19 protein-coding genes and 1 tRNA gene are annotated in these 26,409 nt (G+C 43.2%); 15 read left to right on the top strand and 5 right to left on the bottom strand.

Features of this window, described 5'->3' with window-relative positions:
* Positions 1–101 precede the first annotated feature (101 nt).
* Positions 102–872: a hypothetical protein gene (locus tag ESZ50_RS02660; protein WP_148622062.1), complete on the top strand. Its 771-nt coding sequence runs from the start codon at positions 102–104 to the stop codon at positions 870–872.
* Between the two features lie 35 nt (positions 873–907).
* Here the strand turns inward: ESZ50_RS02660 and ESZ50_RS02665 are convergent, their stop codons facing one another.
* The gene (locus ESZ50_RS02665; protein ID WP_148622063.1) at positions 908–1,804 is read right to left on the bottom strand and encodes a choloylglycine hydrolase family protein; all 897 of its coding nucleotides are present in this window, start codon (positions 1,802–1,804) and stop codon (positions 908–910) included.
* Positions 1,805–1,937: 133 nt separating this feature from the next.
* Here ESZ50_RS02665 and ESZ50_RS02670 point away from each other — a divergent pair, with 133 nt between their 5' ends.
* The 5 genes from ESZ50_RS02670 (at position 1,938) to adhP (ending at position 12,144) form a co-directional block, all read left to right on the top strand.
* Complete coding sequence (locus tag ESZ50_RS02670; RefSeq protein WP_148622064.1) at positions 1,938–3,248, top strand: Y-family DNA polymerase; 1,311 nt, start codon at positions 1,938–1,940, stop codon at positions 3,246–3,248.
* Entirely contained in the window at positions 3,238–3,621 is a 384-nt protein-coding gene (locus tag ESZ50_RS02675) for a hypothetical protein (RefSeq protein ID WP_148622065.1), read from the top strand. Before ESZ50_RS02670 ends, ESZ50_RS02675 begins: the two co-directional genes overlap by 11 nt.
* Before the next feature lie 45 nt (positions 3,622–3,666).
* Entirely contained in the window at positions 3,667–7,212 is a 3,546-nt protein-coding gene (locus tag ESZ50_RS02680) for a PD-(D/E)XK nuclease family protein (RefSeq protein WP_148622066.1), read from the top strand.
* A complete protein-coding gene (gene addA / locus ESZ50_RS02685; RefSeq protein WP_246111498.1) occupies positions 7,212–10,973 on the top strand; it encodes a helicase-exonuclease AddAB subunit AddA in 3,762 nt (1,253 codons plus the stop codon). Before ESZ50_RS02680 ends, addA begins: the two co-directional genes overlap by 1 nt.
* Before the next feature lie 124 nt (positions 10,974–11,097).
* Positions 11,098–12,144 carry an alcohol dehydrogenase AdhP gene (gene adhP / locus ESZ50_RS02690; protein WP_148622067.1) on the top strand — a complete coding sequence of 349 codons (1,047 nt, stop codon included), beginning with the start codon at positions 11,098–11,100 and terminating at the stop codon, positions 12,142–12,144.
* Positions 12,145–12,228: 84 nt separating this feature from the next.
* On the opposite strand, the gene ESZ50_RS02695 is transcribed toward adhP, so the two are convergent.
* The gene (locus tag ESZ50_RS02695; RefSeq protein ID WP_148622068.1) at positions 12,229–13,422 is read right to left on the bottom strand and encodes an MFS transporter; all 1,194 of its coding nucleotides are present in this window, start codon (positions 13,420–13,422) and stop codon (positions 12,229–12,231) included.
* A 101-nt stretch (positions 13,423–13,523) separates the two neighbouring features.
* Between ESZ50_RS02695 and glpK the strand changes: the two genes are divergently transcribed.
* Positions 13,524–15,041, top strand: coding sequence for a glycerol kinase GlpK (glpK, locus tag ESZ50_RS02700; RefSeq protein ID WP_148622069.1), 1,518 nt, complete (start codon positions 13,524–13,526; stop codon positions 15,039–15,041).
* Positions 15,042–15,178: 137 nt separating this feature from the next.
* Positions 15,179–16,642 (top strand): glucose-6-phosphate dehydrogenase, encoded by a 1,464-nt coding sequence (zwf, locus tag ESZ50_RS02705; protein ID WP_148622070.1) that lies wholly within the window; start codon positions 15,179–15,181, stop codon positions 16,640–16,642.
* Between the two features lie 65 nt (positions 16,643–16,707).
* On the opposite strand, the gene ESZ50_RS02710 is transcribed toward zwf, so the two are convergent.
* The 3 genes from ESZ50_RS02710 to ESZ50_RS02720 form a co-directional block, all read right to left on the bottom strand.
* On the bottom strand, positions 16,708–17,433 hold the full coding sequence (locus ESZ50_RS02710; protein ID WP_148622071.1) for a M15 family metallopeptidase: 726 nt from the start codon (positions 17,431–17,433) through the stop codon (positions 16,708–16,710).
* A gap of 27 nt (positions 17,434–17,460) precedes the next feature.
* Entirely contained in the window at positions 17,461–18,258 is a 798-nt protein-coding gene (locus ESZ50_RS02715; protein ID WP_148622072.1) for an alpha/beta fold hydrolase, read from the bottom strand.
* A 132-nt stretch (positions 18,259–18,390) separates the two neighbouring features.
* Complete coding sequence (locus ESZ50_RS02720; RefSeq protein WP_148622103.1) at positions 18,391–19,764, bottom strand: UDP-N-acetylmuramoyl-tripeptide--D-alanyl-D-alanine ligase; 1,374 nt, start codon at positions 19,762–19,764, stop codon at positions 18,391–18,393.
* Positions 19,765–19,938: 174 nt separating this feature from the next.
* Here ESZ50_RS02720 and mreB point away from each other — a divergent pair, with 174 nt between their 5' ends.
* The 7 genes from mreB (at position 19,939) to ESZ50_RS02755 (ending at position 26,313) form a co-directional block, all read left to right on the top strand.
* A complete protein-coding gene (mreB, locus tag ESZ50_RS02725) occupies positions 19,939–20,937 on the top strand; it encodes a rod shape-determining protein (protein ID WP_148622073.1) in 999 nt (332 codons plus the stop codon).
* A 2-nt stretch (positions 20,938–20,939) separates the two neighbouring features.
* Positions 20,940–21,149, top strand: coding sequence for a DUF2969 family protein (locus tag ESZ50_RS02730; protein ID WP_148622074.1), 210 nt, complete (start codon positions 20,940–20,942; stop codon positions 21,147–21,149).
* 18 nt (positions 21,150–21,167) lie between these two features.
* Positions 21,168–22,361, top strand: a complete 1,194-nt coding sequence (locus ESZ50_RS02735; protein WP_148622075.1) for an FtsW/RodA/SpoVE family cell cycle protein — start codon at positions 21,168–21,170, stop codon at positions 22,359–22,361.
* A 54-nt stretch (positions 22,362–22,415) separates the two neighbouring features.
* Entirely contained in the window at positions 22,416–23,213 is a 798-nt protein-coding gene (gene proC / locus ESZ50_RS02740) for a pyrroline-5-carboxylate reductase (protein ID WP_148622076.1), read from the top strand.
* 107 nt (positions 23,214–23,320) lie between these two features.
* Positions 23,321–23,392, top strand: a tRNA-Glu gene (locus ESZ50_RS02745).
* A gap of 124 nt (positions 23,393–23,516) precedes the next feature.
* Positions 23,517–24,203: a hypothetical protein gene (locus tag ESZ50_RS02750; protein ID WP_148622077.1), complete on the top strand. Its 687-nt coding sequence runs from the start codon at positions 23,517–23,519 to the stop codon at positions 24,201–24,203.
* Positions 24,204–24,354: 151 nt separating this feature from the next.
* Positions 24,355–26,313, top strand: coding sequence for an ABC transporter ATP-binding protein/permease (locus ESZ50_RS02755; RefSeq protein ID WP_148622078.1), 1,959 nt, complete (start codon positions 24,355–24,357; stop codon positions 26,311–26,313).
* Positions 26,314–26,409 lie beyond the last annotated feature (96 nt).

Raw genomic sequence — 26,409 nt, forward strand, 5'->3', positions numbered from 1 at the left:
AAGGCACCCAGTGATGGGTGCCTTTTTTTAAAATAATAGACTTTATCAAGTGAACTGGTAGAATTGAAAGCAAACGTTGTTTAGGGAAGGAGGAAGCGCAGGTGAGCAATTATTCATCAAAATATAAACAAGGTGTTATTGATACATATTTATCTGGCATGAGCTGGGACTACTTGGAAGAGCATTTTACACCATCCAAGGTAACGATGCAGAAGTGGGTTAAAAGCTATTTACTAGCTAACCCAGAAAAAGCGATTGTCTTGTATGAAAAGAGTCGTAAAAATGAACAGCAGCTGCTGGATGAACTTGATCAGGTCTATCAGAGTTTAGAACAACTTGAGTCAACACAATCGCATTCCTCAAATGAAAATACTGGAATTGTAACAGATGTTGAGATGTTGGAGGCTTTGCGGACTAATGATCAAGATGCAGAAGCAATCGTTTATTATCAAATCATTATGACTGAGCGCGATCGGCAATATCTGGGCATTCCGGCAGATCAAGTGGCTCATTCAGCCAACCTACCGGTAACGGATACGTTTACCTATTTTCACGATGCTCCAATTAAGCTACCTAGTCAAAGTGAGCAAATTGAGATTGAGCTGCTTGAGCACAATCAATCAGGGGTTGTAATGCTCCAAGGTTATGAATATCGTCAAGGCGAGCCAATTGATGAAGATGAAAGTATCCATATTGATTGGCTATTAGATCAATTGGTCAGTGACGGTCATATTGATGTACCAAATAATGTACGGTTAGTTTATAATGTTTTGGAAAGTTATACAGTTGAGAAACTCCGTAAGAAGTATCAGGACCATAAGTTCAGTATCTTGCAAAATTATATTCAGACCGGTGAACTGGAATGGATTTAAAAAGGAAGTAATCAAATCAATGATTACTTCCTTTTTTATGCAATGGGGAAAGTGAATGTTTGAATGGCAAGATCGTTATAGCCTTGATAGTAGAGTTGCTTCTTATCAATGGAATAAGCACTGCGATAAATGGTGTAAGTGTCCGAGCGACTGGTGCTCTTGGGGACTGTTACACTATTCAGAATATGCCAAGTTTCAATAACATTATTCGCCTCGTCGATCGGGGTTACGGCATAGTCTTTCAAGATGGTTGCTCGAATGAACCGAGCGGTTGGAGTGAAGCCTCCTGGGAAAGCTGGTTTGCCACTGAAATTACCACTTGAGATTCCATTCAGCAGCGTTGATGTAGTTGAGAAGTCCATGTAGTCATCAAGTTTAGCGATTTCTCGTTGAAAGTTAGGTGCGTTTGTAACAACACCAATTGGATTATTGATGACAATCAGTTCGCCATCAATCGGCTCAATGCTAATCATTGCCCCAGTTGGATCAGTCAAGGCAAAGTGTAGATCATTGCGGCCGTAGTCGAAGGCTGCATGTTCGGCGGTCATTAGTTGAACTTCGTGAATGTGTTCAACCACATCGTCAACGGATTTGAAATTGCCTAGAAGCCAAAGAATGAATTCTAAGGGTGCAAGGGGGAGTTTGTCAGATTGTGGAACGTTATTATAACCCGACTTGTTTGAAAAAGTTAGCTTTTGACCGGCCAAACCATACTCATTAATACCATCAGATAAATCAACATGCAAATTGGCAATAGAGTGACCGACGCCTAAGATTGCATATTTATTATTGACTACTCGCTGATCATAGGCCGTAAGCCATTCATAGTCGCGAGGAAGTACAAGTGGCGTTGCGGGAAAGGTATGCCAGTCCATTGTGCGGGCAAAGAGGATGTTATTATCGAGGGCGTGCATTTTTATACTAGTACACATTAGCTTGAGCCTTTCAGAAGATATAAGTGCCTTTAGTATAAATGATTTTCTTGAAATAAAACAGTTACTTGAATCTTAACTAGCAAAGGTATATATTAGTTTTAACCTTATAAAATTATGGATGGTGCGACTAATGAGCCTATTTCCAAATGAAGAACGACGTAAAATCCTAGCAATTGATTCAAAAAGTTTTTATGCAAGTGTTGAAGCAATTTCGGTTAATCTAAATCCATTAACAGCGGTGCTGGTCGTAATGTCGACAGCCGAGAATGCCGGCCGTGGATTAATTCTTGCGGCGTCGCCAATGGCTAAGAAGCTTTTTGGCCTATCAAATGTTTCGCGAGCGTATGAAGTCCCAATCCATGATCCGCGTTTAATAATCCGGCAGCCGAGGATGAATTATTATATCCGGGTTAATAAGCAAGTGAATGATATCTTTCGTAATTTTGTAGCTGATGAAGATTTACACATTTATTCAATTGATGAGTCCTTTTTAGATGTAACAGATTCATGGGAATATCTCCGTGCGCAATATGGTAGTGACTTAACCTTGAAGCGTTTGGGACGCATCATCCAACGTGAACTACGGGAGAAAATTGGACTATATTTATCGGTTGGGATTGGCGATTCATTAGCAATGGCTAAATTGGCGCTAGATTTAGAAGCTAAAAGTGCTCCCGATTTATTGGGCGAGTGGCACTTTGAAGATTTGGCTGAAAAGTTATGGCCACAGACCAAGTTGGACGATGTTTGGAGTATTGGCCGTCGTACCGCGAAGCGACTGTACCGGTTGGGTATTATGAGTATGGGTGATTTGGCAATGGTTGATCCGGCAGTTTTGTATAAGGAATTTGGTGTAAGGGGTCATGAGTTATTTGCCCTAGCGTGGGGAATTGACCGAAGTAGAATCACTGATAAGCATCATGCAAAAGAACATTCATTATCGAATGGACAGGTGTTACCACGAAACTATCAAACGGCGGCGGAGATAAGCAATGTAATCCGTGAGATGGCTGAACAAATTGCGAGTCGTCTACGGGCTGAAAAATTGGTGGCTGGGCAAGTTTCTTTAAGTATCAGTTTTAGTCGCAACACCACCGGTGGTCTAAATGGTCGATCAAATATTATTCCCACGAATCGAACGGTGGCAATTGTTGATGCATTGGAGGAAATCTTTCAGCAGAAATACCAAGGTGAAAGTGTACGAAATATTTATGTCGGGGCCAGTAAAACGGGACCGGCTGGGATGGAACAGGGTGATCTTTTCGTTTCTTACGATGAAGATATGAAACAACAAAAGCTAGATCAGACGGTGGATAGAATTCGTAAAAAATATGGTATCACGTCAATTGTTAAATCTGCATCCTTGACTCAAGGTGGTACGATGATTGGTCGGGCTGGATTAGTAGGTGGGCACCGCGGGGGTAATGCTTATGGATCATGAATTTGAGCAAGGTTACGAACGGGCGCGACACTTTTTTAACGAACATTATCTTGATCGGGGGATGCTGAAATGGATGGGATATTATTTGTCCGATCATACACAGAGCATTGCAAAGGATGCACGAGCACAAGTTGAAATTGATAGTCGGACCCGCAAGCAAGAAATGACAGAGAGTGAAATTTCAGATATCTTATTCCATAGCTATGAAAACACTTTGCCAGTGGTCGTTCAGGTCAGTGGTCAAACAATTGAAGGAACACTACCTGAGAAAATTACGGGGAAGGTTTTGGGTTACGATGAAAATAATGCTGTATTTATTGGGAAACAGGCGATTATTATTAAGGATATTTGGTGGGTCGGATATCTTGATTGATTTTTGATAAAATTAAAATAACTAATTAGAAAAGAGGGCGACGCATTGGCATTATCATTACTGTTTGGCCGTGCAAGTATGGATCATGAGCTGGCATTGTTGGAAGAAATGCAATTGGTGCGAAAGCATGATCCACAAGCACAGATCTTTTACGTAGTCCCTAATCACATCAAATTCGAATCAGAAATCAATATCTTATCGCGCCTTGCAGATCTGGATGGCCGACGTGGTGCAGCACTGGTTACACCAAATGTACAAGTATTCTCACTGAGCCGCCTTGCATGGTATTACATGCAAGATGATCCAATTTATCGGCAATCTAACCTGTCAGAAAATGGATTGGTAATGTTGGTTCAAAGATTGTTGGCTGAAAACGTTGATCAACTCGAACAATATCAAGGTATGCTTGGAAAACAAGGTTTTATTAGTCAGTTTTCAAAGCAGTTGCTTGAATTAAAGCAATCCGGTTTGACTTGGAATGGTGTTAGGCAAATGGCACAAGATCTTAGTGATCAAGTAGTTTTGCAACGCAAGCTGAATGATTTTGCATTGATTGGCGAAGCCTTAGATCAAGAAATGGCCGAACGAGGGCAGTATCTATCTAGTGAGCTTCTAACTGCCCTAAAGTTATTTCTCGCGACCTCTCGGGTAGACATTAAAAATCATTATTTCTTTATCAATGGCTATTCCCAAATGACACCAAGTGAGCGAGGCGTAGTTGAAGCGCTGATTGAACATGCAGGCGGCGTGACAATTGCATTGACGACTGATGATGGTGCGGCGAGCATAACGACCGATAAATTAATTGATTACGATTTGTTTTATAAGCCGAAAGTCTTAGCGCAGAATTTCAGAGATTTTGCTCAGAGTAAAAATATTGCGGTTATCGCAAATAGTATTGACCGTAAGCGCGATATTTCAACCACATATGTTGCGGTTGAAAATTTTTGGATTGACTATGTTCAGCATGGTATTGGTCAGTCTAAAAGCAGTACATTAGTACCTGATCTTGAGATCGTTGAGTTATCCTCGCGCTATCATGAAGTTGATCAGATGGCGCGAACCATTCGTCGTGAAGTAGCGCAAGGAAAGGCTCGTTATCGAGATTATATTCTTTTGACGCCCGATCTTGGTCAATATGAAAACATTATTCCAGCAATTTTTGCTAAATATGATATTCCAATCTTTATGGACCTAGATCGGCCAATGGCGGCGCATCCGTTGGTTGCGTTCATTCGTAAGCTACTGGTATTGGCGCCAAATTATTCATTGGTGGACATCATGACCTTGTTAAAAACAGAGTTATTGATTCCGGCGGGAATTGACCGTGAAGCTTATCGTGATGCATTGGCATTAACGGAGAACTATGCACTTGCTAAGAACTATACAGGTTGGCGTTGGACTGACCAGACAAATTGGCAGTATGACTATCGAGTTACAGATGAGGATGATGAGACCGTCAGGGAACGTGCTGCAAAACAAGACGGTCAACTAGCATTAATTCACGATCAAATCAGTAAGTTGATTGCACCATTATTAGATAAGCTAGAACAGGCCACTGATGCGAGAGCGATTGTTAGTATTTTGTATCGTTTTATGAAGACCACAGGGGTCGATCAGCAAATCATCCAGTGGCGTGATCTAGCAATTGAGAATGGCGATCTTTGGGGGGCTCAGCAACCAGAGCAGGTCTGGCGAACATTGATGGATATTTTTGATGATTTCGTAAATGTCTTTGATTCTGAGCGGATCTCATTAGCTGATTTGAGCGACTTATTAGGGGCGGCATTTGATAATGCGAAGTATACTGGGATACCTGCAACTATGGATCAAGTTAGGATTTCAGAAAGCGGGATCGTTCAAAATAAGGGCTACCAAACCGTAATGGTATTCGGTGCTACTAGTACTAATCTTCCTGCAACGGTCAATCAGAAATCACTCTTACATGATCTTGATCGGGCGAAGTTGAGTCCAGTATTACCTGAAAATGTTTATTTGAATGATACAGCTGAGCAGACTATGTCAGAAGAAGAATTGCGAATTTATAACGCGATGATGATTGGAACGCACCGACTGATTTGGTTATATGCAACTAGCAATGGCGAAAAGCAGCAGCAAGCCTCAAGTTATGTGCTACGCCTGAAAAAACAATTCGACTTAGATGTGGAAGTCCAACCTCGATTGCCGTTCTTTGCTGGTGGGGCAGATGATGTTGATCCTTGGGTTGGCTCAACGCCAGTAACAACAGCGAATATCCTGATTGCAAAACGCTTGGCACAACAAGCTGATACACCGTTGAGCGAATCATGGAAGGCGTTGCAGCGACTAGTTGAAAAGGAAAATCTTGCACTAACAAAACAATTGTTTGGTGCATTGTTCTACCAGAATCGACCACAAGATGTTCACCCAGCTTTGATTCAAAACTTGTTTGGTACTAATTTAAAGACATCAATATCTCGATTAGAGAGTTATGCGAGAAATCCGTATGAGTTTTTCCTGAAGTATGGCCTGCGATTGCAAGAGCGACAAGTACTTGCATTAACGCCAGCTGAAAAGGGGACATTGATGCATGGTCTCTTGGAACACTCATTCCAAGGTTTGATTAAAAACCACCAAACGTTAGGTGAGCTTTCCGCCACACAGCTTATCGAACAAACAAATCAGGCACTGCAAAGTTTGATGGAATTGGACGATCCAACTTACGACATTTTCAAATCAACTCCACGAATGGAGTTTTTGACCAAATTGCTTAAAGAGCAAGTTGAGCAAGCTTTATTCAATATGCAGCGTGGGCAGGCTCAGGGTGGCACAATTCATAGTTTGGCAGTCGAAACAGGCTTTGGACTTGGCAAGGGTGGTTTAGATCCAATTAAACATGAGTTACCTGCAGGGGAAGTGACTGTTCGCGGTAAGATTGATCGCTATGATCAAGTTGGTGAGGACTATTTGGCAGTTGTCGATTATAAGTCCAGTGCGAAGGTTTTCGATTACAATCAGGCGTTAGCAGGTTTGGAACTGCAATTACTGACATATTGGGATGCGATGACGAAAAATGCGCATACAATTGCTGATAAGCAGATTGCGGCAGCTGTGTTTTGGACCTTAAATAGTAATTTAATTAAGGCGGAAGATCTATCGGTTGACTCATTTAAAGCCTTACAGGAGCAAGCGTTATCAGAGAGCCATGAGCAAGGCAAGTATCGTGGAATAATCCTAGATACAGGTAACTTTGTCGATGAATTAGCTGGTAACGATGAAGATAAAGCACCTTTTGCAATCAAGCGGAAGAAATCGGGTGATTTTGCAGCCAGCGCTGATGTGATTTCAGAAGAAGAGCAGACGATCTTGTTGGATTTTGTAGCGGCTAAGACCACTCAATTGGCTGGTCAGATTTTAGAAGGAAAGTTTCCCTTGCAGCCATATCGTGATGGTAATAAAACAGCACTACAATATTCAGAATATAAGTCGATAATGCGCTTTGATGCAATGATGGGTGACCAGTATCATGACTTAATGGGTAAGCTGAAAAAAGAAGATGCTTTAACTGCTATGCAGGCATTGATAAATAAGGTGAGAGGAGCAGATGCGTAATGGCGATGAAGTTTACAGCGTCACAGACAGCTGCGATCGAGACAAAGGATAAGAATATCTTGGTATCGGCCTCAGCTGGTTCTGGAAAAACACGAGTGCTAGTTGAACGAGTAACTCAGCAACTATTAGCCGGTGCGGATATTGACCGCTTTTTAATTGTTACATTTACAGAAGCAGCAGCTGCTGAGATGAAGGATCGCTTGGAAGGAGCTCTTCTTGCGCAGTTAGCAAACAGTACCGGCAAACAGCAACAACATTTAAGACGTCAGCTTAGACTACTGAAGGTTGCAAACATTTCGACCTTACACGCTTTTGCACTGAGGTTAATTGAGCAATATCATTACGCAATTAATTTAGACCCACAGTTTCGGTTGGCAGACGATGCTGAGTCGACTTTATTAAAGCTTGAAGTTTATCAAATGACCCTTAATCAGGCTTATGAGGATGATGCCAATGGTGTGTTTAAAGACTTTGTTAGTCAATTTGCAACCAGCGGGCAGGATGATCAGCCTTTGCAAGATGCTGTATTCAAGATGTTTAATTTTGCGATGGCCCGTCCGGATACCGACGAGTGGTTAGCAGCATTAACTGAGAAGTATGATTTCACAGGCGACTTTAGTCAAAGCACGTTCTATAAGGAAGCATTGCAACCTCAAGTCATTGAAAAACTTGATAGTTTGATCTTACGAAATGAAGTTTTACAAAACGAGGCCAGTATTGACTCAGAGGATCCAGGAATCATGAATCGCTTTGATAATCTGGTTGGTGACGGAAAGGTTTTTGAGTATGTTCGTGAGCAAATCAGCCATGCGAATAGTTGGGATCAACTAGTCAAGGCAGTTCGCGAACAAGTATTCGATGGCTGGGGAAAGCGTGATGGTAAGGGAAAGAACTTAAAGAAAGATACTGACCCTGAGGTTAAGAATGCTTGGGCTGAAGTTAAAGAGCAGCGTGATGATATCTTAAAAGAGTTTGAAGCGATGAAAGTGGCCTATTTCTTACTAGATTCGGCAGGCCTTGTTTTTACACTATCAGGTGCAAGCAATGTTTTGAGACAGTTGATTGATTTTGTTCAAGTTTTCAGAAAGAATTTCTTGACGGAAAAGTTGCGTCGGAAAGTTTTGGACTTTAATGATTTGGAACACTTTGCGCTTGAGATTGTTCAGAGACAAGAGATCGCTGATGACCTCCGGCAACAATATGTTCAGATCATGGTTGATGAATATCAAGATACCAATCAATTGCAAGAGGCGATTTTACAATCGTTTGTGCAGTCAGATAATGTCTTCCAAGTTGGCGATATCAAACAATCTATTTATAAGTTTCGTCAAGCTGACCCAGCATTGTTCAGGCAGAAATTAAGTGCTTACCCAGCGTTGCAAAACAGTGAAGTAATCACCTTGCAAGAGAATTTCCGTTCGCGACCAAATGTTACTAATTTTATCAATTACTTGTTTGAACAATTAATGAGTGAAGACTTAGGGGATGTTAATTATCAAGGCGCACACGAATTAGTTGCTGGGGCTGATTATTATCCAGATGAACTTGAAAAACATGCTGAACTGTTGGTCTATCTTAACGAGCAGTCTGACGAAGATGAGTCAGAGATTGTTGATGGTACTTCGGCGAATGGTTACACTGCTACTACGGGTCAGATAACGATGATGGGACACAAGATTAAGGATCTGATGGCAAGTCAAATGTTGATCTATGATCGGGAGCTGCAAGTCAAACGTCCACTGAAGTTTAGCGATATTACGATTTTGGTGCCCGCACGAGGCCAAAATTTAGACGTATTAGCAATCTTTAGGGAATTAGAGATTCCAATCATGATTAGTGCAGCGGAGAATTATTTCCAAACAATGGAAATCTCAATTATGTTGAGTCTGCTGCAAGTTATCGATAATCCACTACAAGATATTTCCTTGGTAGCAGTGTTACGTTCCCCAATTTATAATTTGGGCGAAAATGCCTTGGCATTTATCCGGGCACAGAAGGTGGATGGAAACTTTTTTGAGGCCTTAAAGGCAACTGTCGCGAGCGATCAAGTTTTGCTGGCAACAGATAGCATGGCCCTTGAGGAAATCGAGAAGGTTATTAAAACAGTTAAACAGTTTTTCGCTGATTTAGAGCGCTTCAGAATGTTGGCTGTGCAAAACCAAATTGTTACTTTGATTTGGGACATCTATACACAGACGGGTTGGTTAGATTATGTTGGGGGATTACCAGCTGGCGAGCAACGTCAAGCAAACTTGCATGCCTTATATGAGCGAGCAGCGGCTTATCAAAGGACCTCATTCGTTGGACTATATCAATTTATTAATTATGTTCAACAAATCCAAGCGCAGGACAAGGATTTGGGTGCGGCAGATGCAAATGTCGTGAGTGATGCCGTCCAACTAATGACGATTCATCATTCGAAGGGTCTGGAATTCCCAGTCGTCTTTATGCTTAATACAAGTCGGCGGATGATTTCGAATCAGGATACGACTGGTGCAATTGCTTTAGACGGTGAAGCAGGTGCGGGGATTGACTACATTGATGTTGAACATAATCTTAAGCTACCAACGCCGCAACGAGAGAACGTACGTGAAGCGATTCGGCGTGGTGCTTTTGCTGAACAATTGCGAGTATTGTATGTGGCACTGACAAGAGCTGAGCAACATATTTATCTAGTTGGAACATATAAATCGGCCGAAACGATGTGGAAGAAGTGGTCACAAGCTAAGTTCGGCAGTCAACGAATGTTGCCAGACTGGGTTCGCTTGAAAGGGAGTTCATATTTAGACTTGGCGGGGATGGCCTTGTTACGGCATCCTGATGTTAGTCAAAAATTGGCTGATTTAGTTGATATTGATTTGACGGAATTTACTGTGCAACCACCAAAAGTTGCTTTTGATTTTGATATTAATTTTGCAACTGAGCAACAACTTAACGATTGGCAAGATAGTTCAACTACTGAAAAAATTACTGAGGAACAAGTAGCGCTACCAGTGAGTCAAAGTAAGATTGATGATTGGCAGACAATTTTGAACTTTGAGTATCCGTATGAAACTGCAACCAGGGCGACTAATTATCAATCCGTTTCGGAATTGAAACGACTGTTTGAAGATCCTGATATTGTCGATGGTCAGCGAGGGCTTGATCGCCGACTGGTGGGGGATGATCTAGCCGGTTTACGATTTACTGCAACTGAATTGCCTGAGCCAGAGTTCTTGCAAGTTGACGATGGGAAAGTCGCTCCTGCAGCGGTTGGAACCGCGACACATCTCATTATGCAACGGATTGATCTGGCGCAAACTGGTGATTTAAAGACTATTATCGATCAGGTTGCATCGACCTTAGTTGATAATGGAATGATTGAGCCAGCTGTAGCAGAACATGTGAACCTGACTCAAATTGAGTACTTCTTTACTGAATCATCATTGGGTAAGGTGATGCGGCAACAAGCTGATACGCTTCAAAGGGAAGTGCCTTTTTCATTATTGTTTGAGGCAGATCGATTATATCGGGAGATTAATGGTTCAGAACGTGTGTTGGTTCACGGAATTATGGATGGCTATTTTGAAGTTGGTGATGAAACATGGTTATTTGATTATAAGACCGACTTTATTATGCCAAATGAAAGTGCGGCAGACGTATTGAGCAAGAGGTACGGCGGCCAATTGCGGGTTTATAACCAAGCATTAATTGCAATGGGAAAGACAAATGTGCGAAGTTTCATCTATTCGTTTGCGAAAAACGAAGTCATCGAGTTATAGAGAAATATGCATATCAAAGGACTGAGCTAAGCGCTGAGTCCTTTTTTTAGGCTTGTTTTTGTTTGTGAAATGATTTACAATATATCTATTGAAAAAAATAGCAATTAAAATTGAGGAGATCAACATGAAAGCAGCTGTAGTACGTGATAGTTTAGATGGATATGTAGATTTGATTGATAACTGGGAGCCACGTGCCTTAGGGTTTGGTGAGGCACTAGTTGACGTTGAATACAGTGGTTTGTGCCACACAGACTTGCACGTTGCAGCTGGTGACTTTGGTGACCCTTCTGCGCTGAACAAGCGTCCTTTCCGTCGTGTAATTGGTCACGAGGGTGTTGGAATTGTTACCAAGTTGGGTGAAGGATCTTCTGATTTCTTGAAGGTTGGTGACCGCGTGTCAATCGCTTGGTTCTATGATGCTTGTGGAAATTGTGAGTATTGCAACACCGGTAATGAAACTTTCTGCCGTAAGGTTCGAAATGCCGGTTACTCAGTTGATGGTGCCATGGCACAACAAGTAGTCGTTAACGCAAAGTACGCTGTTAAGGTACCTGCTGGGTTGGACCCAATGGAAGCCTCATCAATTACTTGTGCTGGTGTAACCATGTACAAGTCATTGAAGGTTGGTGAAACTAAGCCTGGGCAATGGGTATCAGTTGTCGGAGCTGGTGGACTAGGAAACTTAGCTGTGCAATATGCCCACAATGTTTTCGGCGCCCACGTGGTTGCTGTTGATGGTAATCCTGATAAGTTGGCAGCCGCACAAGCATCTGGAGCAGAATTATTGGTTAACCGTAAGACAGAAGATGTTGCTGCGGTTATTCAAGAAAAGGTTGGCGGAGTGCATAATGCGCAAGTTACAGCCGTTAATACAGCTGCCTTTGACCAATCAATTTCATCATTACGTCCAATGGGTAAGTTAGTTGCGGTGGCTTTGCCATCAGGTGACATGGGCTTGAACGTTGTTAAGACTGTTTTGGATGGAATCGAAGTCAAGGGTTCATTGGTTGGAACACGTGAAGACCTAAAGGAAGCCTTCCAATTCGGTGCCGAAGGTAAGGTTAAGCCAATCGTTACCCGTGCGGATATCAACGATATTAATGATGTAATTACTGATATGAAGAATAACAAGATTACTGGCCGGATGGTCTTTGATTTCACACACATGTAATAAAGGAAGCGATCAGAATAACTGATCGCTTTTTTGTTTGGACATAGAAAAAGGGATGATCGGATAAGACCATCCCTTTGATTTCTAACTAAGTTTTTTTGACTGGTTTGCTAAGAGCCAAGAAATCCCGATGAAGACTAAGATAATCACGAAGATCGAGGCGAACAGCAAGTCGTATGAGCCATGATCAATCATTAAGCCACCATAGACTGGCCCAATGGCTCGGCCAAGTGAAATAAACATTGTAATTAATCCTTGTGCTTGACCACGCGCATCAGGGCTACTGATACGATCAATCCATGCTGGGACTTGTGGTGATACAAACATTTCACCCAAAGTCAAAATGATAAAGGCACAGATGAAATCAAAATAACTCCGAGCAAAGATCAAATAAATGAAGGATAGACTGAACAAGAAACTACCACCTAGAACAGAAGTCTTGAACGGAATTTTAACGATTACGCGATCTAGGGCGATACCACCAACAATGATGATCAAGCCATTTAGTGTCCAGAGTGAAGAATATTGTTCCGTGGACATCCCTAGAGAAACCATATGTGTAGCAACGACCGTTTCCCAAAGTACATAGGCCATATAAATCGCAAAGGTTAGCCCAAGTAATGAGAAGACCAGGCGGGGCCATTTGACAGAGGGACGTTTTGTTTTACTAGATCGATCGGCACGTTGTTGAAGGCCGGCAACGTTGAAGTAACGTATCGCCATAAAAAGGAAAACTAAATACATCACACTGGCAATACCAAAGACCAAAGCAATTCCATGGTTGAAAATAAAGCCGACGCCGGCAGTTCCGACAACTACACCGACATTGAGAAAGAGATACTGCATGTTGAAGACCTTACGTGAGTCAACCGATTTAATGCTGGCCGCAAAGGCATTCAATAGCGCATAAATGATTCCGTCGGTAAGTCCCAGCACGGCCAGTAAAACTGCGAAGCTTGGCCAACCGTGAAAGAAGGTTAGGGCAATTAAGTCGAGCAAGGAAATCGCAACGGCGATCACCATTGCTTTATAAGGGTTCCAGCGGTCGAAGAACCGTCCGCCTAGCCATGATCCGAACATCATTAACAATGACATAATCATTAGGACAAGCCCGGCAGTGGTCATGCTTTCGCCGAGGTTATCATGCATGTATAAGGTCGTAATCGGCCATAGCAGGGAAGCTCCCGTACTTTGGAAGAGCGTGGCGATGTATAAAATGGGTGCTTTGATTTCTGTCTGGATCTTGGGCGATCTTTCAGCTTCTGGTGATTGAGTCATGATTCCTCCGATGTTTCGTAAAGATTATAAATTTGAGTGTAGCATAGTTCTGGTTCTTGTTATACTTAGACAGAATAATGTTTTTAGGAAGGTAAGCGATTATGGCAATTAAGAAACCTGAGTACATTTTGGCGATTGACCAAGGCACAACGGGAACGCGAGCAGTAGTTTTTAATCATAATGCACGGCGTGTAACGACGCAGACTGCACCGTTGACACCAATTATTCCTCAGACTGGGTGGTTGGAACAGCGGCCACTTGATATTTGGCGATCAGTTCAAACGGCGATCGCAGATGCTTTAATTCAAGCCGGCGTCCGGAGTGATGAAATCAAGGCGATCGGAATTGCTAACCAGCGTGAGACGACGATCATTTGGAATAAAAAGACCGGGCGTCCGATCTATAATGCAATTGTGTGGTCGTCAATTCAGTCGCAAGATATTGCTGAAGAATTGGCTAAGCAAGAATATTCGGAATTAATTCGCGAAAAGACTGGCTTACCACTATCAACATACTTTTCGGCCACTAAGATTCGTTGGATCTTAGACCATGTGGAAGGCGCACAGGAGTTGGCTGATGCAGGGGAGCTATTATTTGGAACGGTCGATACTTGGTTGATTTGGAACCTTACAGATGGTGAGGTCCATGCAACTGATGTATCAAATGCATCACGGACAATGTTATTTAATATCCACAGCCTAGAGTGGGATGATGAACTCTTAACCATTTTCAATATTCCAAAGAGCATGTTGCCAGCTGTGAAGTCGAGTGGTCAAATTATTGGAAACACGAATCCAATGCGCTTCTTTGGTGGTAGCGTACCGATTGCCGGTGTGATTGGTGATCAAAATGCATCATTGGTGGGCCAATTGGCAATTAAGTCTGGTATGATCAAAAACACATATGGTGCGGGCGCCTTTATGATGCTTAATACGGGGCACCACCCAGTTAAGTCGGAGCAAAACCTAGTGACGACCATCGCTTATCAGATTGGTGACCAACCAGTTTATGCTTTGGAGGGTTCAGTCTTTGCCGCTGGAACAGCTCTGCAATGGCTTCACGACGAGTTAGACATTGTCGACACTCAGTTGGACGCTTGGGAAGCAGCGGAGGCATCCAAGAACGATGATGAAGTTTACGTTGTTCCTGCTTTCAACGGGTTGGGGGCACCTTATTGGGATCCAAATGCCCGTGGAGCGGTCTTTGGGATGACACGTGGAACCAACCGTAATGATTTTATCAAGGCAACCTTGCAGTCAGTTGCTTATCAAACCGCCGACATTTTGACAATTATGGCCGATGAATATGATGGTAATATCCATACGATTATGGCTGATGGATCAGTTTCGCGAAATCCGTATCTGATGCAATTCCAAGCTGATGTGACGGGCGTGACCATTAAACGCGCAACTGATGAAGATACCACACCTTTGGGAGTCGCCTTTTTAGCTGGTTTGGCAGTTGGCTATTGGGCATCATTGGACAATCTGCAACACCTAATTGACGATGGTCGTAAGTTCTATCCAGCGATGCCAATTCAGCATCGTGACGTGTTAGTTCAAGGTTGGCAACGGGCGATTAGTGCAACCCGATACTTTGGTAATAATGAATCGAATTGATGAAAAACTTTTACATCAATCTAGCATCTTACTGAAAAAAGTTTTATAATATAAATGTGAAACGGTAGCGTTTTCATAAAGCGCCCGATTAATCAAAAATGCTTTAATTTTGCATAAATGCACAGAGGAGAATCAACATGCCCGCAGAAATTACTACATTGTTAACATTCTTTGGAGGAACTGGTGATCTGGCCAAGCGTAAGCTATATCCTTCAACCTATAATCTTTTTAAAAAGGGATTTTTGCAAGAGCATTTCGCAGTAATTGGAACTTCACGTGCTGACCTAAGTGAAGTTGAGTTCCGTCAAATGGTACGCGATTCAATTGCTGGCTTTGTTGATGATGAAGCAAATGCGGAAGCCTTTATTTCACATTTCACTTATATTCAACAAGATATCACTGACCAAGACTCATACAAGGCAATGAAAGAGTTGAATGACCAGCTAGATGCTAAGTATGATTTAAAGGGAAACCGAATCTACTATATGTCAGTGGCTCCCCGCTTCTTTGGAACGGTCGCAAAGTTCTTGAAGTCTGAGGGCTTGATCACAGAGAACGGTGAGTTTAACCGTTTGATGATTGAGAAGCCATTTGGTTCATCTTTTGGTACAGCTGAAGAGTTGCAAAATGAACTTTCAGAAGCCTTTGACGAAGCTCAGATTTTCCGAATTGATCATTACCTTGGTAAGGAAATGGTACAAAACATTGCGGCAGTTCGTTTTGGAAACCCATTGTTTGATGCCGCTTGGAACAAGGACTATATCGAAAATGTGCAAGTGACTTTGTCTGAGGTTTTGGGCGTTGAAGAACGTGCAGGCTACTATGATACTGCTGGTGCCTTGCGCGATATGATCCAGAATCACACTATGCAGATTATTGGTTGGCTCGCAATGGAAAAGCCAACAAGCTTTACCGATACTGATATTCGAGCAGCTAAAAATGCTGCCTTCAATTCGCTGAAGATCTATAATGCTGCCGAAGTAGCAGAAAACTTTGTACGTGGTCAATATGGCGAAAGTGCTGACGGTTCACAAAAGAAGTATCTTGATGAGCTTGATGTACCAGCTGATTCACAAAACAATACCTATGTCGCAGGTAAGTTGCAATTTGATATGCCACGTTGGAATGGTGTCCCATTCTATATTCGTTCCGGAAAGCGTTTAGCAGCTAAGCAAACACGTGTGGATGTGGTCTTCAAGAAGGGCCTAAACATCTTCGGTGGCGATGTTGAATTGGCAAATCCGGTTTTGTCAATTTTGATTGATCCAAAGGGTGGAATTGAATTCAAAATCAACGCTAAGGATGTTACATCAGAATTCTTGACTCGTGTAATCAACTTGGACTGGACTGTCTCAGCTGAAGACAAGCAACTAACACCTGAGCCTTATGAGCGGATGATCCATGATGCAATGAATGGAAATGGTTCAAACTTTGCTGATTGGAATGGTGTCGCAATTGCTTGGAAGTTCGTTGATGCGATTCAAGAAGCTTGGGATGCCCAACATCAGGACTTCCCTAACTATGTTTCTGGTTCAATGGGACCAGTTGCAGCAGATGAGCTTTTGGCGCGTGATGGCAATGAATGGATTTTTAAAGGTTAATTAGTATTAAATAAAAAAGCGTACGACTTTATTGAAAGGTAAAGTCGTACGCTTTTTTGTGGAGGTTACTCTACTCGCCATGGAAAGCTTGGTTTGGTTGCACCATAGACTGCCTCGGTTTGCATAGTTTGATCTGCCCAATTCTGGTTGCCATAGTCAAAGTGCCACCACTCTTCAATATAGTTACTAAAGCCGGCATTGATCATCGAATGATACAATAGGCGGCGGTTGTCACGGGCGTTTTGGCTGGTTACTTGTGCAGGACTTTCAAGGTAATCAGTTCTAGCGGTTTCACCTGTATCATCAAAGGGTGAGCCCATATCCAATAAGTGTCCGCTTGGGTCGGCGATTGATAAGTCGATTGAGCCACCGGTATTATGCGGTGAGGGCATCTTAGAGTTGGTCGAGGGGCGGGCTACGATGCGTAGCGTTGCATCATCTAGTTGCTGCGAGCTCCATGATGGATGAGTTAGTTGGATTTGTGACTTGAAAGTATCAAATAATGTTTGTTGCGTTTGGATTGATCGCCAGGCATCGAAAACAACGAATTTATATCCAGTTGGTAGGCTTTGCGCAGCTTGATTCAAACGGGTAAGAACATTCTGGCGAGCGAAAAGGTCAGGTAAAGCACCTGGCAATTGTTGGATAAAATATTGGGGGCTAACGATAATTTTTTCGGGTGCATAACTGAGGGACACTAGCGGTTCTTGATTTTCAATAATCGGGTTAGCGAAGATTCGTTGACGATCCCAAGGATTAGTTGAAGTTGGAATGGCGGGGAATGTCTCCATGATACTTTCTCCATTTCTGAGCGGCCTTTATGCAAGGTTAGTAAGGAATTCCAGTAGTAGCCGGTTAAATTTGTCGACATTTTCCAAGTGTGGAATATGACCAACATTAGGGATGACATAAGCGCGTGAGTTAGCGTTATTTTGTAACATGCGCGCCGCCTGCGCGTGTTCAGCTGGATAAAGGGGCGAACGCTCTCCGGCGATGAAGAGGTGGGGGACTTGTTCTTGTTTAAGCGTCGCGCGCCAATCTTGAACAACCGTGTCCAGGAGGAGTGTTCGACCGACCTTGAAGTTGAAGGGGAAACTGGTGGGTTGCATGGCGCGCTTCATGGTTTCTGATAATGGTTGAACCATCAGTCGCAGTTGTGGCAGGCGACCCATGAAGACGGGGATGTCGGTATAATTTAGGCCACTTTTGCCGCCGAGCCAGTCATCGTGTTGCATAATCGTTGGGTTTTGATCCTCAGTGACGATTGCGCGGAGTCGTTGATCGGTAAAAAGGGTTTCGTAGGTCATTACGACAACCGCACCCATAGAGTGGCCTATCAGAATAACATATTCGAGTTCAAGGTAGTCTAGTAATTCGTGGAGATCCATTGCTAGTCGGGCGGCGGTAAGTCCGTATTCAACCTGGCTGCTTGCACCATGTGCTCGGTGATCATAGGTGATTACCCGGAAGCCAGCAGCTAAAAGGGGCTCGACTTGATAAAGCCAAGTCACCTCGCTAGATGAGTAGCCTGTTGCGAGAACAATGGGCGGATTCAGTTTGCCACCCACATCGTGGTAATTAATTGATACGTGATCACTAGTTGTAAATTTTGCCATCTCATTACCCTACTTTGGTTTTTATGCATTTGTAAAACTATGCTTTCATTTTAACGCAGATTCTTAGTTTTTACAGATCCAGACATTGGTAACAAAAAACCGTTAACCCCATGTGGGAGTTAACGGTTTAGTTTAATCTTCTCTGATCTCACGTAAGATCTCTTCGAGATGGATGCCATGACTACCCTTTAGCAGTAACATATCATCACGATTTAGAACGCGATTAAGTTCCTTGACTAAGGCTGCCTTATCATCCGTAGCATATAGCTTGACTTGGTCAGCTGGGTATTTATCCTTGAGTGAATCCGCCAAGGAAGCAATGATGTCACCGACTAAGTAGACCCGCTGGATTTTGGCTGGGTCAAGTGAATCTGCCAAACTAGCATGAAGATCTGGACCTGCTGCACCAAGCTCAAGCATGTCACCTAAGACTACGATATGATCGCCATCAGTTGGAGCTTGTGCGAAGAAGCGCAGGACTTCTTTGGCTGCCGTAGGATTAGAGTTATAAACGTCTGACAAAATCTTACCACCGAAACGACCATCAACCCATTCAGTCCGATTCTCAGTGATTGGTGCATGTTGTAGGCCACGTGCAATATCACTCTGGCTGATGCCGAGTTCCTGGGCAACGGCGATCGCCGCTAAGGCATTGGTTACATTATAGCGACCAGTAAGCGGGATTGAGAAACGTTGCTCGGTTTGGTTAGTTTGGAACGTGGTTTGAATTGGCGACATATCCATTTCACTGGCGAAAAGATCATCCTTTGGATCAAGGCCGAAGGTGATTGTGCGCAGATTTGGATGTTGTGCTGTCCGCTCACGGAGCAAAGGTTCGTCGCCGTTATACACGAGAACACCTTGTTCTTGCATCCCGTTGATGATTTCCATCTTACCATCGGCGATATGCGCCCGAGTTTTGAAAAATTCGATGTGCGCTTCACCAATCATTGTCAGAACGGTAATGTCGGGATTGATTAGCTGTGAAAGGTGCGTTAAATCACCGGGACGGTCCATACCGAATTCAATAACAAGTAATTCAGTCCCTAAAGGCATTGAAAGAATCGTTGCCGGAACACCAATTTCATTATTGAAATTGGCAGGAGTTTTAACTGTCTTATAGGTTGTTGAACCGATTGAAGCAATTAAATCCTTGGTGGTCGTCTTACCATTAGAACCTGAGATCGCAACAATCTTTGGTTGAACCTTTTTTAAGTAGAAAGCAGCCAGAGCTTGGTAGGCTGCTAGTGAGTCGGCGACAACAATTACTGGAATGTTCTTAGGTGCTTGGGCTAAATGATCACGTTGCCAGAGTGTTGCTACGGCGCCAAGTGCCACAGCACTTTGAACATAGTTATGACCGTCATGATCCGCAACTAGTGGAATGAACAAACTACCAGCAGTTGCTTTACGTGAATCAAAAGTCGTGTTTGTGATGTCAAGCGTGGCTTCATTAAGCACTTCAGCACGTAGAGCATCTTTAATTTCAGCTAAGCTTAATTTGATCATGGTATGCTTCCTTAATTATCTTTGATAAATTCAATTTTACGGGTTTATTTAGCTTTGGGCAAATGTAAGGTTAAATTATTACAACGCTCTGCTATAATTGAGAATAGCGTCCATCTTATGAAATAGTGGTCAGATAAAAAAACTTATAAAAAAATTAGGGGTGAGCAGATCATGGCCAAGGAAATCGGCATTGATTTAGGAACAGCAAATGTCCTTGTATACGTTGAAGACAAGGGTGTTGTATTGAATGAACCATCAGTTGTGGCGGTTGATACGAAAACTGAAAAAGTATTAGCAGTTGGGACTGAGGCTTATCAAATGGTTGGGCGAACACCGGATAACATTCGGGCAGTCCGTCCACTAAAAGATGGTGTAATCTCAGACTTTGATATGACTGAGGCGATGTTGAACTATTTTATTGGTAAACTTGGCGTTAAAAGTGCCATGTCTCGTCCAAATATCATGGTTGCTGCACCAACAAACATTACGGAAATCGAGCGTAAGGCAATTATCCAAGCCGCTGAAAAGGCTGGGGCTGCGAAAGTTTATCTTGAATACGAGCCAAAGGTTGCGGCAATTGGAGCCGGTTTGGATATCTTTGCGCCAGTTGCCTCAATGGTAATTGACATGGGTGGTGGAACAGCTGATATTGCTGTGCTATCACTTGGTGACATTGTGTCATCACGTTCAATTCGGGTGGCCGGAGATCGTCTTAACCACGATATTGCTTTCTATGTTAAGAATGAGCATAATTTGCAAATTGGTGAGCGTTCAGCTGAACAAGTTAAGATTGAGATTGGAACGGCAATTCCTGAAGATGAGCCTCAAACAATGGAAGTTCGCGGACGTGATAACTTCACGGGTATGCCACGCTCAATTGAATTAAACGCGAATGAAGTTGAAGGTGCGATGCATGATACTTTGGCACAAATCGTGACTGCGGCACATGATGTCTTGGCAGAGATTCAACCAGAATTGGCCTCTGATATCATCGACCGTGGAATTATCATGACCGGTGGTGGTGCCTTGCTTAAGGGCATTGATACATTGATTTCTGACAAATTAGGTGTCCCAGTCATGATTGCAGATCATCCGCTCGATAATGTTGCGCGCGGAGCGGGCGAGTTGCTTGAATATATGAAGAAGATGAATGAAGGTAAGCGGAGGTAATTATGGCACGGAGTAATAAACCAGTCGCCGTTGAAATCAACGATTTGGGCGACAATCTCAATGAAGTTATGGTAAATAAGGTGCGTCTAGGAACGATTGATGAGACTAAGACGCCATTGCAAGTGCGATACGCTGACAACCGGACAACGAATGCCAAGTCTTTTGATGAAGCAGTGAGCTTGTTGATTGCCGAGTATAATTTGCACCATTAATTCAAAAGGTGGGGCAGTATGTTTAAGCGCTTTTTTAAAGCAGAAGGTGAAATTGATTGGGGCATTATCTTTGTGGTACTGATGCTAGCTCTGATTGGGTTGACGTCACTGTACGTTGCAGTTTCACATGATTCAACAATCGTCAGCGTTGCACGGATGGTGGTGATGCAGGGGATTTGGTACATTATCGGAATTGTTGCAGTGCTGGTCATTATGCGCTTTGATTCTGAGCAGCTTTGGCGAATTGCGCCGTATATCTTTGGATTGGCTGTTTTCTTGATGGTTGCTGTGTTGGTTTTCTATTCACGATCTTATTATGCGACAACAGGTGGTAAGTCCTGGTTTGCAATTGGTCCGTTAACCTTTCAACCATCAGAAGTTATGAAACCGGCGATGATCGTGATGCTGGCACGGGTGATTGCACAACATAATACGCAATATTCAGAACACACCTTTGCCTCAGATCGTAAGCTATTGTTGAAAATCATTTATTGGGTGATACCAATTGTTATTTTGGTCCTAGCACAACATGATTTCGGTACGATGTTGGTTTTCTTGGCAATCACAGCGGGAATGATACTTGTTTCAGGAATTACATGGAAGATTTTAGGACCATTATTCGGACTAGCCGGTGCGCTAGGTACGATGGGAATTCTATTAGTGACCCAAGAGTGGGGTCGACGCGTGCTAGAGAAGTTTGGGTTTGAAGCCTATCAATTCGCCCGTGTCGATGCTTGGATGAATCCAGGTTCGGATACGTCTAATTCGGGCTACCAATTATGGCAGGCCATGAAAGCAATCGGTTCAGGTGGACTGTATGGAACTGGTTTCAACGTATCACATGTGAATGTGCCGGTTCGTGAATCGGATATGATTTTCTCAGTAATTGGTGAAAATTACGGTTTCATTGGATCAATGTTGCTACTATTGTTGTACTTCTTGTTGTTCTATCAAATCTACCGAGTTGTTCGCGATACTTCAAATCAGTACTATGCGTATATCGCCGCCGGCGTAATTATGATGTTACTCTTCCATATTTTTGAAAATATTGGAATGAATATTGGGTTGGTGCCGTTGACTGGAATTCCACTACCATTTATCTCACAAGGTGGTTCGGCCTTGGTCGGTAATATGATTGGAATTGGTTTAGTTATGTCGATGCGCTATCATCATCGAACGTATAGTTTGTCAAATCAGAACGGTTTTGTTTAAAATATTTAATAATAACTACTTGATGATGTGCTTTTAACAAGGAGGGGATAACGAATGCTGACGATTGGTTTTATTGGAGCTGGAAACATGGCGCAAGCAATGATGCGGGGATGGAGCCAAGTTGGTGAAGAGCTAACGCAGGTTGTTTATTCGCGTAGCTCAGCGCAACGGGTAGCTCAACAAATTGATGGTGTCGAAGCGAAGGCGACGATTGCTGAAATTGTTGCGACGGCTGATATGTTAGTCCTCGCAATTCCCGTCGGTGCTTTGCCGATTGTTGCGGAGGAGTTGAAGCCCTTGTTGGACACAAAGCCAGGGATGATCGTGGCGTCTGTATTAGGTGGAGTTTCGCTAGCAAAGTTACAGGCGCTCCTTGGAACTCAGTCATTAATCGTGCGGACCTTGCCAAACGTTAATGTCGCAGTTCGCGAAGGGTACACCGCATTAGCGTTTGATGATACGTTCGATGCCGAGACACGGGGTGCTGTGGCTGGCTTGTTCTTGGCTTTGGGCCGTGCAGACGAGCTACCTGAGGCACAATTTGGTGCAGTGTCAGCTTTGGCTGGTTCAGGACCAGCCTTTGTAGCTGGCTTTGTTGACGCCCTAGCACAAGCTGGTCATGATGCTGGCTTGAAGCCGGAGACAGCCTTGACCCTAGCGAAGCAAACTATTCTAGGAACCGTTCAGCAATTGAATGCAGAACATCAGGAGCCAAGGGCTTTGGCAGAGCAAGTTATGACACCTGGTGGTTCGACAGCGGCTGGTTGGGATGTTATGCAAGCCAATAATTTCGATGGAATTATTGCCAAGACAATTCAGGCGACTATGCAAAAAAATGCGGAAGCAGAATAAAAAGTAAACAAAGTTGAATTAATTTAACAAAAAGACTTGCCAAGTGATTTGCTAGCTGGTAAGATAGATTTTGTTGTTACGGCGCAAGTCGTAAAACAAAGTCTGATGGCCCATTCGTCTAGTGGTTAGGACACAGGATTTTCATTCCTGCAACAAGAGTTCGATTCTCTTATGGGCTATCTTAAAACACCGTAGAAATACGGTGTTTTTTTGTCTAATTTTTTCCGAGTAAGGCCCAGTCACCGCTTAAAAACGACCTGTGTTAAAATATAGATAGCATAGTAAATGGATAGGAGTGGTTTTATGCGAAGTGGACGAGAACACAAAGGGCGTAAGTGGCGGATTTTCTGGGTGAGTTTAATTGCGGTGCTTTTGGTGGCAGCCGGAAGTGCCTATGCCATTAATCGAGCACAAACAACCCGTCAAGCTGATCAAAAGGCATTAGCAAGCAGCAGTAGTTCAAGTAGCGCTAAAGCTAAAGCCAAGGCAGAGAGTAAGAAGGCGCAGAGCGCAAGTGTGAGTTCTGCAAAAGCGGCCAGTCAGTCTGAGGCAGCGAGCGCAAGTGAAAGCAAACAAAATACATCAGCATTTGATGGCTTGACACAACGGACGCAGCTGGCTATTTTGACGCAATGGGCGTGGAATGGTTATGCTGATCCTGCAGCAACCTTTGCGGCGGCTGAGGGACAACCTGGAGGCGTTATCTACATTAAGATCACGCGCGGTGGTGGAACGACGAGCTTGGGCGGTTGGATCAATGTAACGCGCAAGATTGTTGACCATGGTGATGGAACATTCTCACTCTATAAGCCTCATTATGATGGTGGCATGGATGGAAGTCCGATCGCCTTTGATACCGTGACCTGGGATCTCGAGCAGACGATCAATTCAGATCAGTTGTTGGCAGATTATCAAACCAGCGGAACACAGATTGCAACAAGTATGGATCTATCACAACTAGCAGTTGCTGATCCAACTCAATTAAAATAAAAGTTTTGCGAGATTGCTGAGCAATCTCTTTTTTATTTTTTCTGAAAAGATTGTTAACTTACTTTACACTTTAGTTGAGAATGTTATACTCTTTCTAAGCTGATAAAGCATAGAAATAAAAAGCGCTAATAAAGACCTGGAGGGCAGGTAAATGACATTTTTGGCATTACGAGATATTCGTAAGTCGTACTTTTTGGGGAAAGATGAATTCCCCGTCTTAAAAGGGATTGATCTTGATTTCGAATTAGGTGAATTCGTTTCAATTCTTGGTGAATCTGGTGGCGGAAAGTCAACCTTGATGAACATCATCGGTGGCTTGGACCGCGAGTTTGACGGCTCAGTTACTTTTGATGGAACTTTGTTGGATCACCGCAAAGAGAAGCAACTAGATGAGTACCGTCGTGGAACGATTGGTTACATTTATCAAGCCTATAACCTGATCAGTCATTTGACTGTTTTGGATAACGTGTTGGTTTCACTAGAAATGACCGACCTTACTCAGAAGGAACGCATTGATCGGGCAACTGAGTTATTGGTCCGCGTTGGTCTTGAAGATCAAATCAAGAAGCATCCAAATCAACTTTCTGGTGGGCAAAAGCAACGTGTCGCAATTGCGCGTGCCTTGGCATCCGATCCTAAGATCATCATCGCTGATGAACCAACGGGTGCGTTGGATTCACAAAATACAGCAGAAGTTTTGGAATTGTTGGAAGAAATCGCTAAAGAAGGTAAGTTAGTAATCGCCGTGACCCACTCACAAGAAGTGGCTAACCACGGTACTCGAATTGTCCACTTGGCAGATGGAAAGATTGATGGCGATACTCGTTTGAAGCCAGCTTTTGACGTGCCAACTGATAACGTTAGAATTAGCGATCGTCCTTTGAAGGCGTCTGCTTCTTACGCAAATGCGTTTAAGCATCTGCGCTATACGTTCGGACGGAATTCATTGATTATGCTAGGAACGGCGATTGGTCTGTTCGCCGTAATGTTGTTCTCTGGTTTGGGGAATGGAGTTAAGGCTTATATTGCAGATCAGGTAAATTCATTGGCAAATCCCACTGCCGTAACAGTCCAACGTTATACCAAGGGTGGCAGTGACCAACAAGGTGCTGGCACTGGAAGCAGCACTCAGTTGATTTCTGACAGCCAGATCAAGAAGCTTAAGAGCATTAACAATGTTCAAAAAGTTGAGCCTGGTTATATTTTGGCGAATGGTCAAACCAAGATCAGTGATAAGACTTATTCATTGAGCAATATGACAACTTGGTCAGCTTCTTATCAAACAAAGATTATCAAGGCCGGTTCAAAGCCTGGTACTAACGAAATCGTTGTTGATAAGAACACGGTTGCCAAGGAATATTCTTCAAAGAACTGGAAGTCAATTGTTGGTCAGAAGGTTACTGTTACCTGGGTTGCAACTACAGCAGACGGTACACCAGTTCCGGTTTCAAAGGAAATGACAGTGTCTGGTGTGATCGACTTTGGTCATAACCAAACGAGCAATTTGACAACATACCAAACTGTTCAAGCAGCAAATAAGGCGGCTGGTGCAAGCACTGACGCAGCCATGGCAACTGTTAAGGTTAATGACGCTAAGAACGTTAGCGCCGTGGCTAAGAAGGTTAATGCAATTAAGACTGATGGTGCCCGTCAATTCACTGCAACGACAGTTGGTGATATCTTGGATACAATCAACACCATCGTTTCATTGGCAACGACTGTCTTGGCAGCAATTGCTGGAATCTCATTGGTTGTTTCAGCCTTGATGATTATCGTAACCATGTTTATGTCAGTTTCTGAGCGTACAAAGGAAATCGGAATTCTCCGTGCCTTGGGTGAGAGTAAGAAGGATATCCGGCGCCTCTTCACCGCAGAATCACTTTTGATTGGGTTCTTCTCATTCATCTTGGCGGTTATTCTGGCATTCGGTTTGGGTGCGGTACTGAATTCGGCATTGTATAAGATCGCGTCATTTAATATGATTCAACTTTCAGTTGGAAATATTGTGACAACCTTTATCTTGGCAATTGTGATTGCTTATATCGCAGCGTTGCTACCAGCACGCCGTGCAGCTAAGCTCAATCCAATTGACGCTTTGTCAGCAGACTAAAAATTAATTAAAACGACTGGTGTTCATTTTCAAATGAGCACCAGTCGTTTTTTATATGCGACTTTGCCATCAATGTGGATGATCTGACTTGTAAAA

The sequence above is a fragment of the Weissella muntiaci genome (assembly GCF_008107635.1).
In the GTDB taxonomy this organism is placed as follows: Bacteria; Bacillota; Bacilli; order Lactobacillales; family Lactobacillaceae; genus Weissella; species Weissella muntiaci.

What these genes read in the sequence shown, in the direction of transcription:
- ESZ50_RS02710 (WP_148622071.1), bottom strand. Translation starts at nt 17,433, where the DNA reads ATGGAGACATTCCCCGCCATTCCAACTTCAACTAATCCTTGGGATCGT.
- ESZ50_RS02750 (WP_148622077.1), top strand. Translation starts at nt 23,517, where the DNA reads ATGCGAAGTGGACGAGAACACAAAGGGCGTAAGTGGCGGATTTTCTGG.
- ESZ50_RS02715 (WP_148622072.1), bottom strand. Translation starts at nt 18,258, where the DNA reads ATGGCAAAATTTACAACTAGTGATCACGTATCAATTAATTACCACGAT.
- ESZ50_RS02665 (WP_148622063.1), bottom strand. Translation starts at nt 1,804, where the DNA reads ATGTGTACTAGTATAAAAATGCACGCCCTCGATAATAACATCCTCTTT.
- ESZ50_RS02735 (WP_148622075.1), top strand. Translation starts at nt 21,168, where the DNA reads ATGTTTAAGCGCTTTTTTAAAGCAGAAGGTGAAATTGATTGGGGCATT.
- proC (WP_148622076.1), top strand. Translation starts at nt 22,416, where the DNA reads ATGCTGACGATTGGTTTTATTGGAGCTGGAAACATGGCGCAAGCAATG.
- glpK (WP_148622069.1), top strand. Translation starts at nt 13,524, where the DNA reads ATGGCAATTAAGAAACCTGAGTACATTTTGGCGATTGACCAAGGCACA.
- ESZ50_RS02755 (WP_148622078.1), top strand. Translation starts at nt 24,355, where the DNA reads ATGACATTTTTGGCATTACGAGATATTCGTAAGTCGTACTTTTTGGGG.
- adhP (WP_148622067.1), top strand. Translation starts at nt 11,098, where the DNA reads ATGAAAGCAGCTGTAGTACGTGATAGTTTAGATGGATATGTAGATTTG.
- ESZ50_RS02675 (WP_148622065.1), top strand. Translation starts at nt 3,238, where the DNA reads ATGGATCATGAATTTGAGCAAGGTTACGAACGGGCGCGACACTTTTTT.
- ESZ50_RS02730 (WP_148622074.1), top strand. Translation starts at nt 20,940, where the DNA reads ATGGCACGGAGTAATAAACCAGTCGCCGTTGAAATCAACGATTTGGGC.
- ESZ50_RS02695 (WP_148622068.1), bottom strand. Translation starts at nt 13,422, where the DNA reads ATGACTCAATCACCAGAAGCTGAAAGATCGCCCAAGATCCAGACAGAA.
- addA (WP_246111498.1), top strand. Translation starts at nt 7,212, where the DNA reads ATGGCGATGAAGTTTACAGCGTCACAGACAGCTGCGATCGAGACAAAG.
- mreB (WP_148622073.1), top strand. Translation starts at nt 19,939, where the DNA reads ATGGCCAAGGAAATCGGCATTGATTTAGGAACAGCAAATGTCCTTGTA.
- zwf (WP_148622070.1), top strand. Translation starts at nt 15,179, where the DNA reads ATGCCCGCAGAAATTACTACATTGTTAACATTCTTTGGAGGAACTGGT.
- ESZ50_RS02670 (WP_148622064.1), top strand. Translation starts at nt 1,938, where the DNA reads ATGAGCCTATTTCCAAATGAAGAACGACGTAAAATCCTAGCAATTGAT.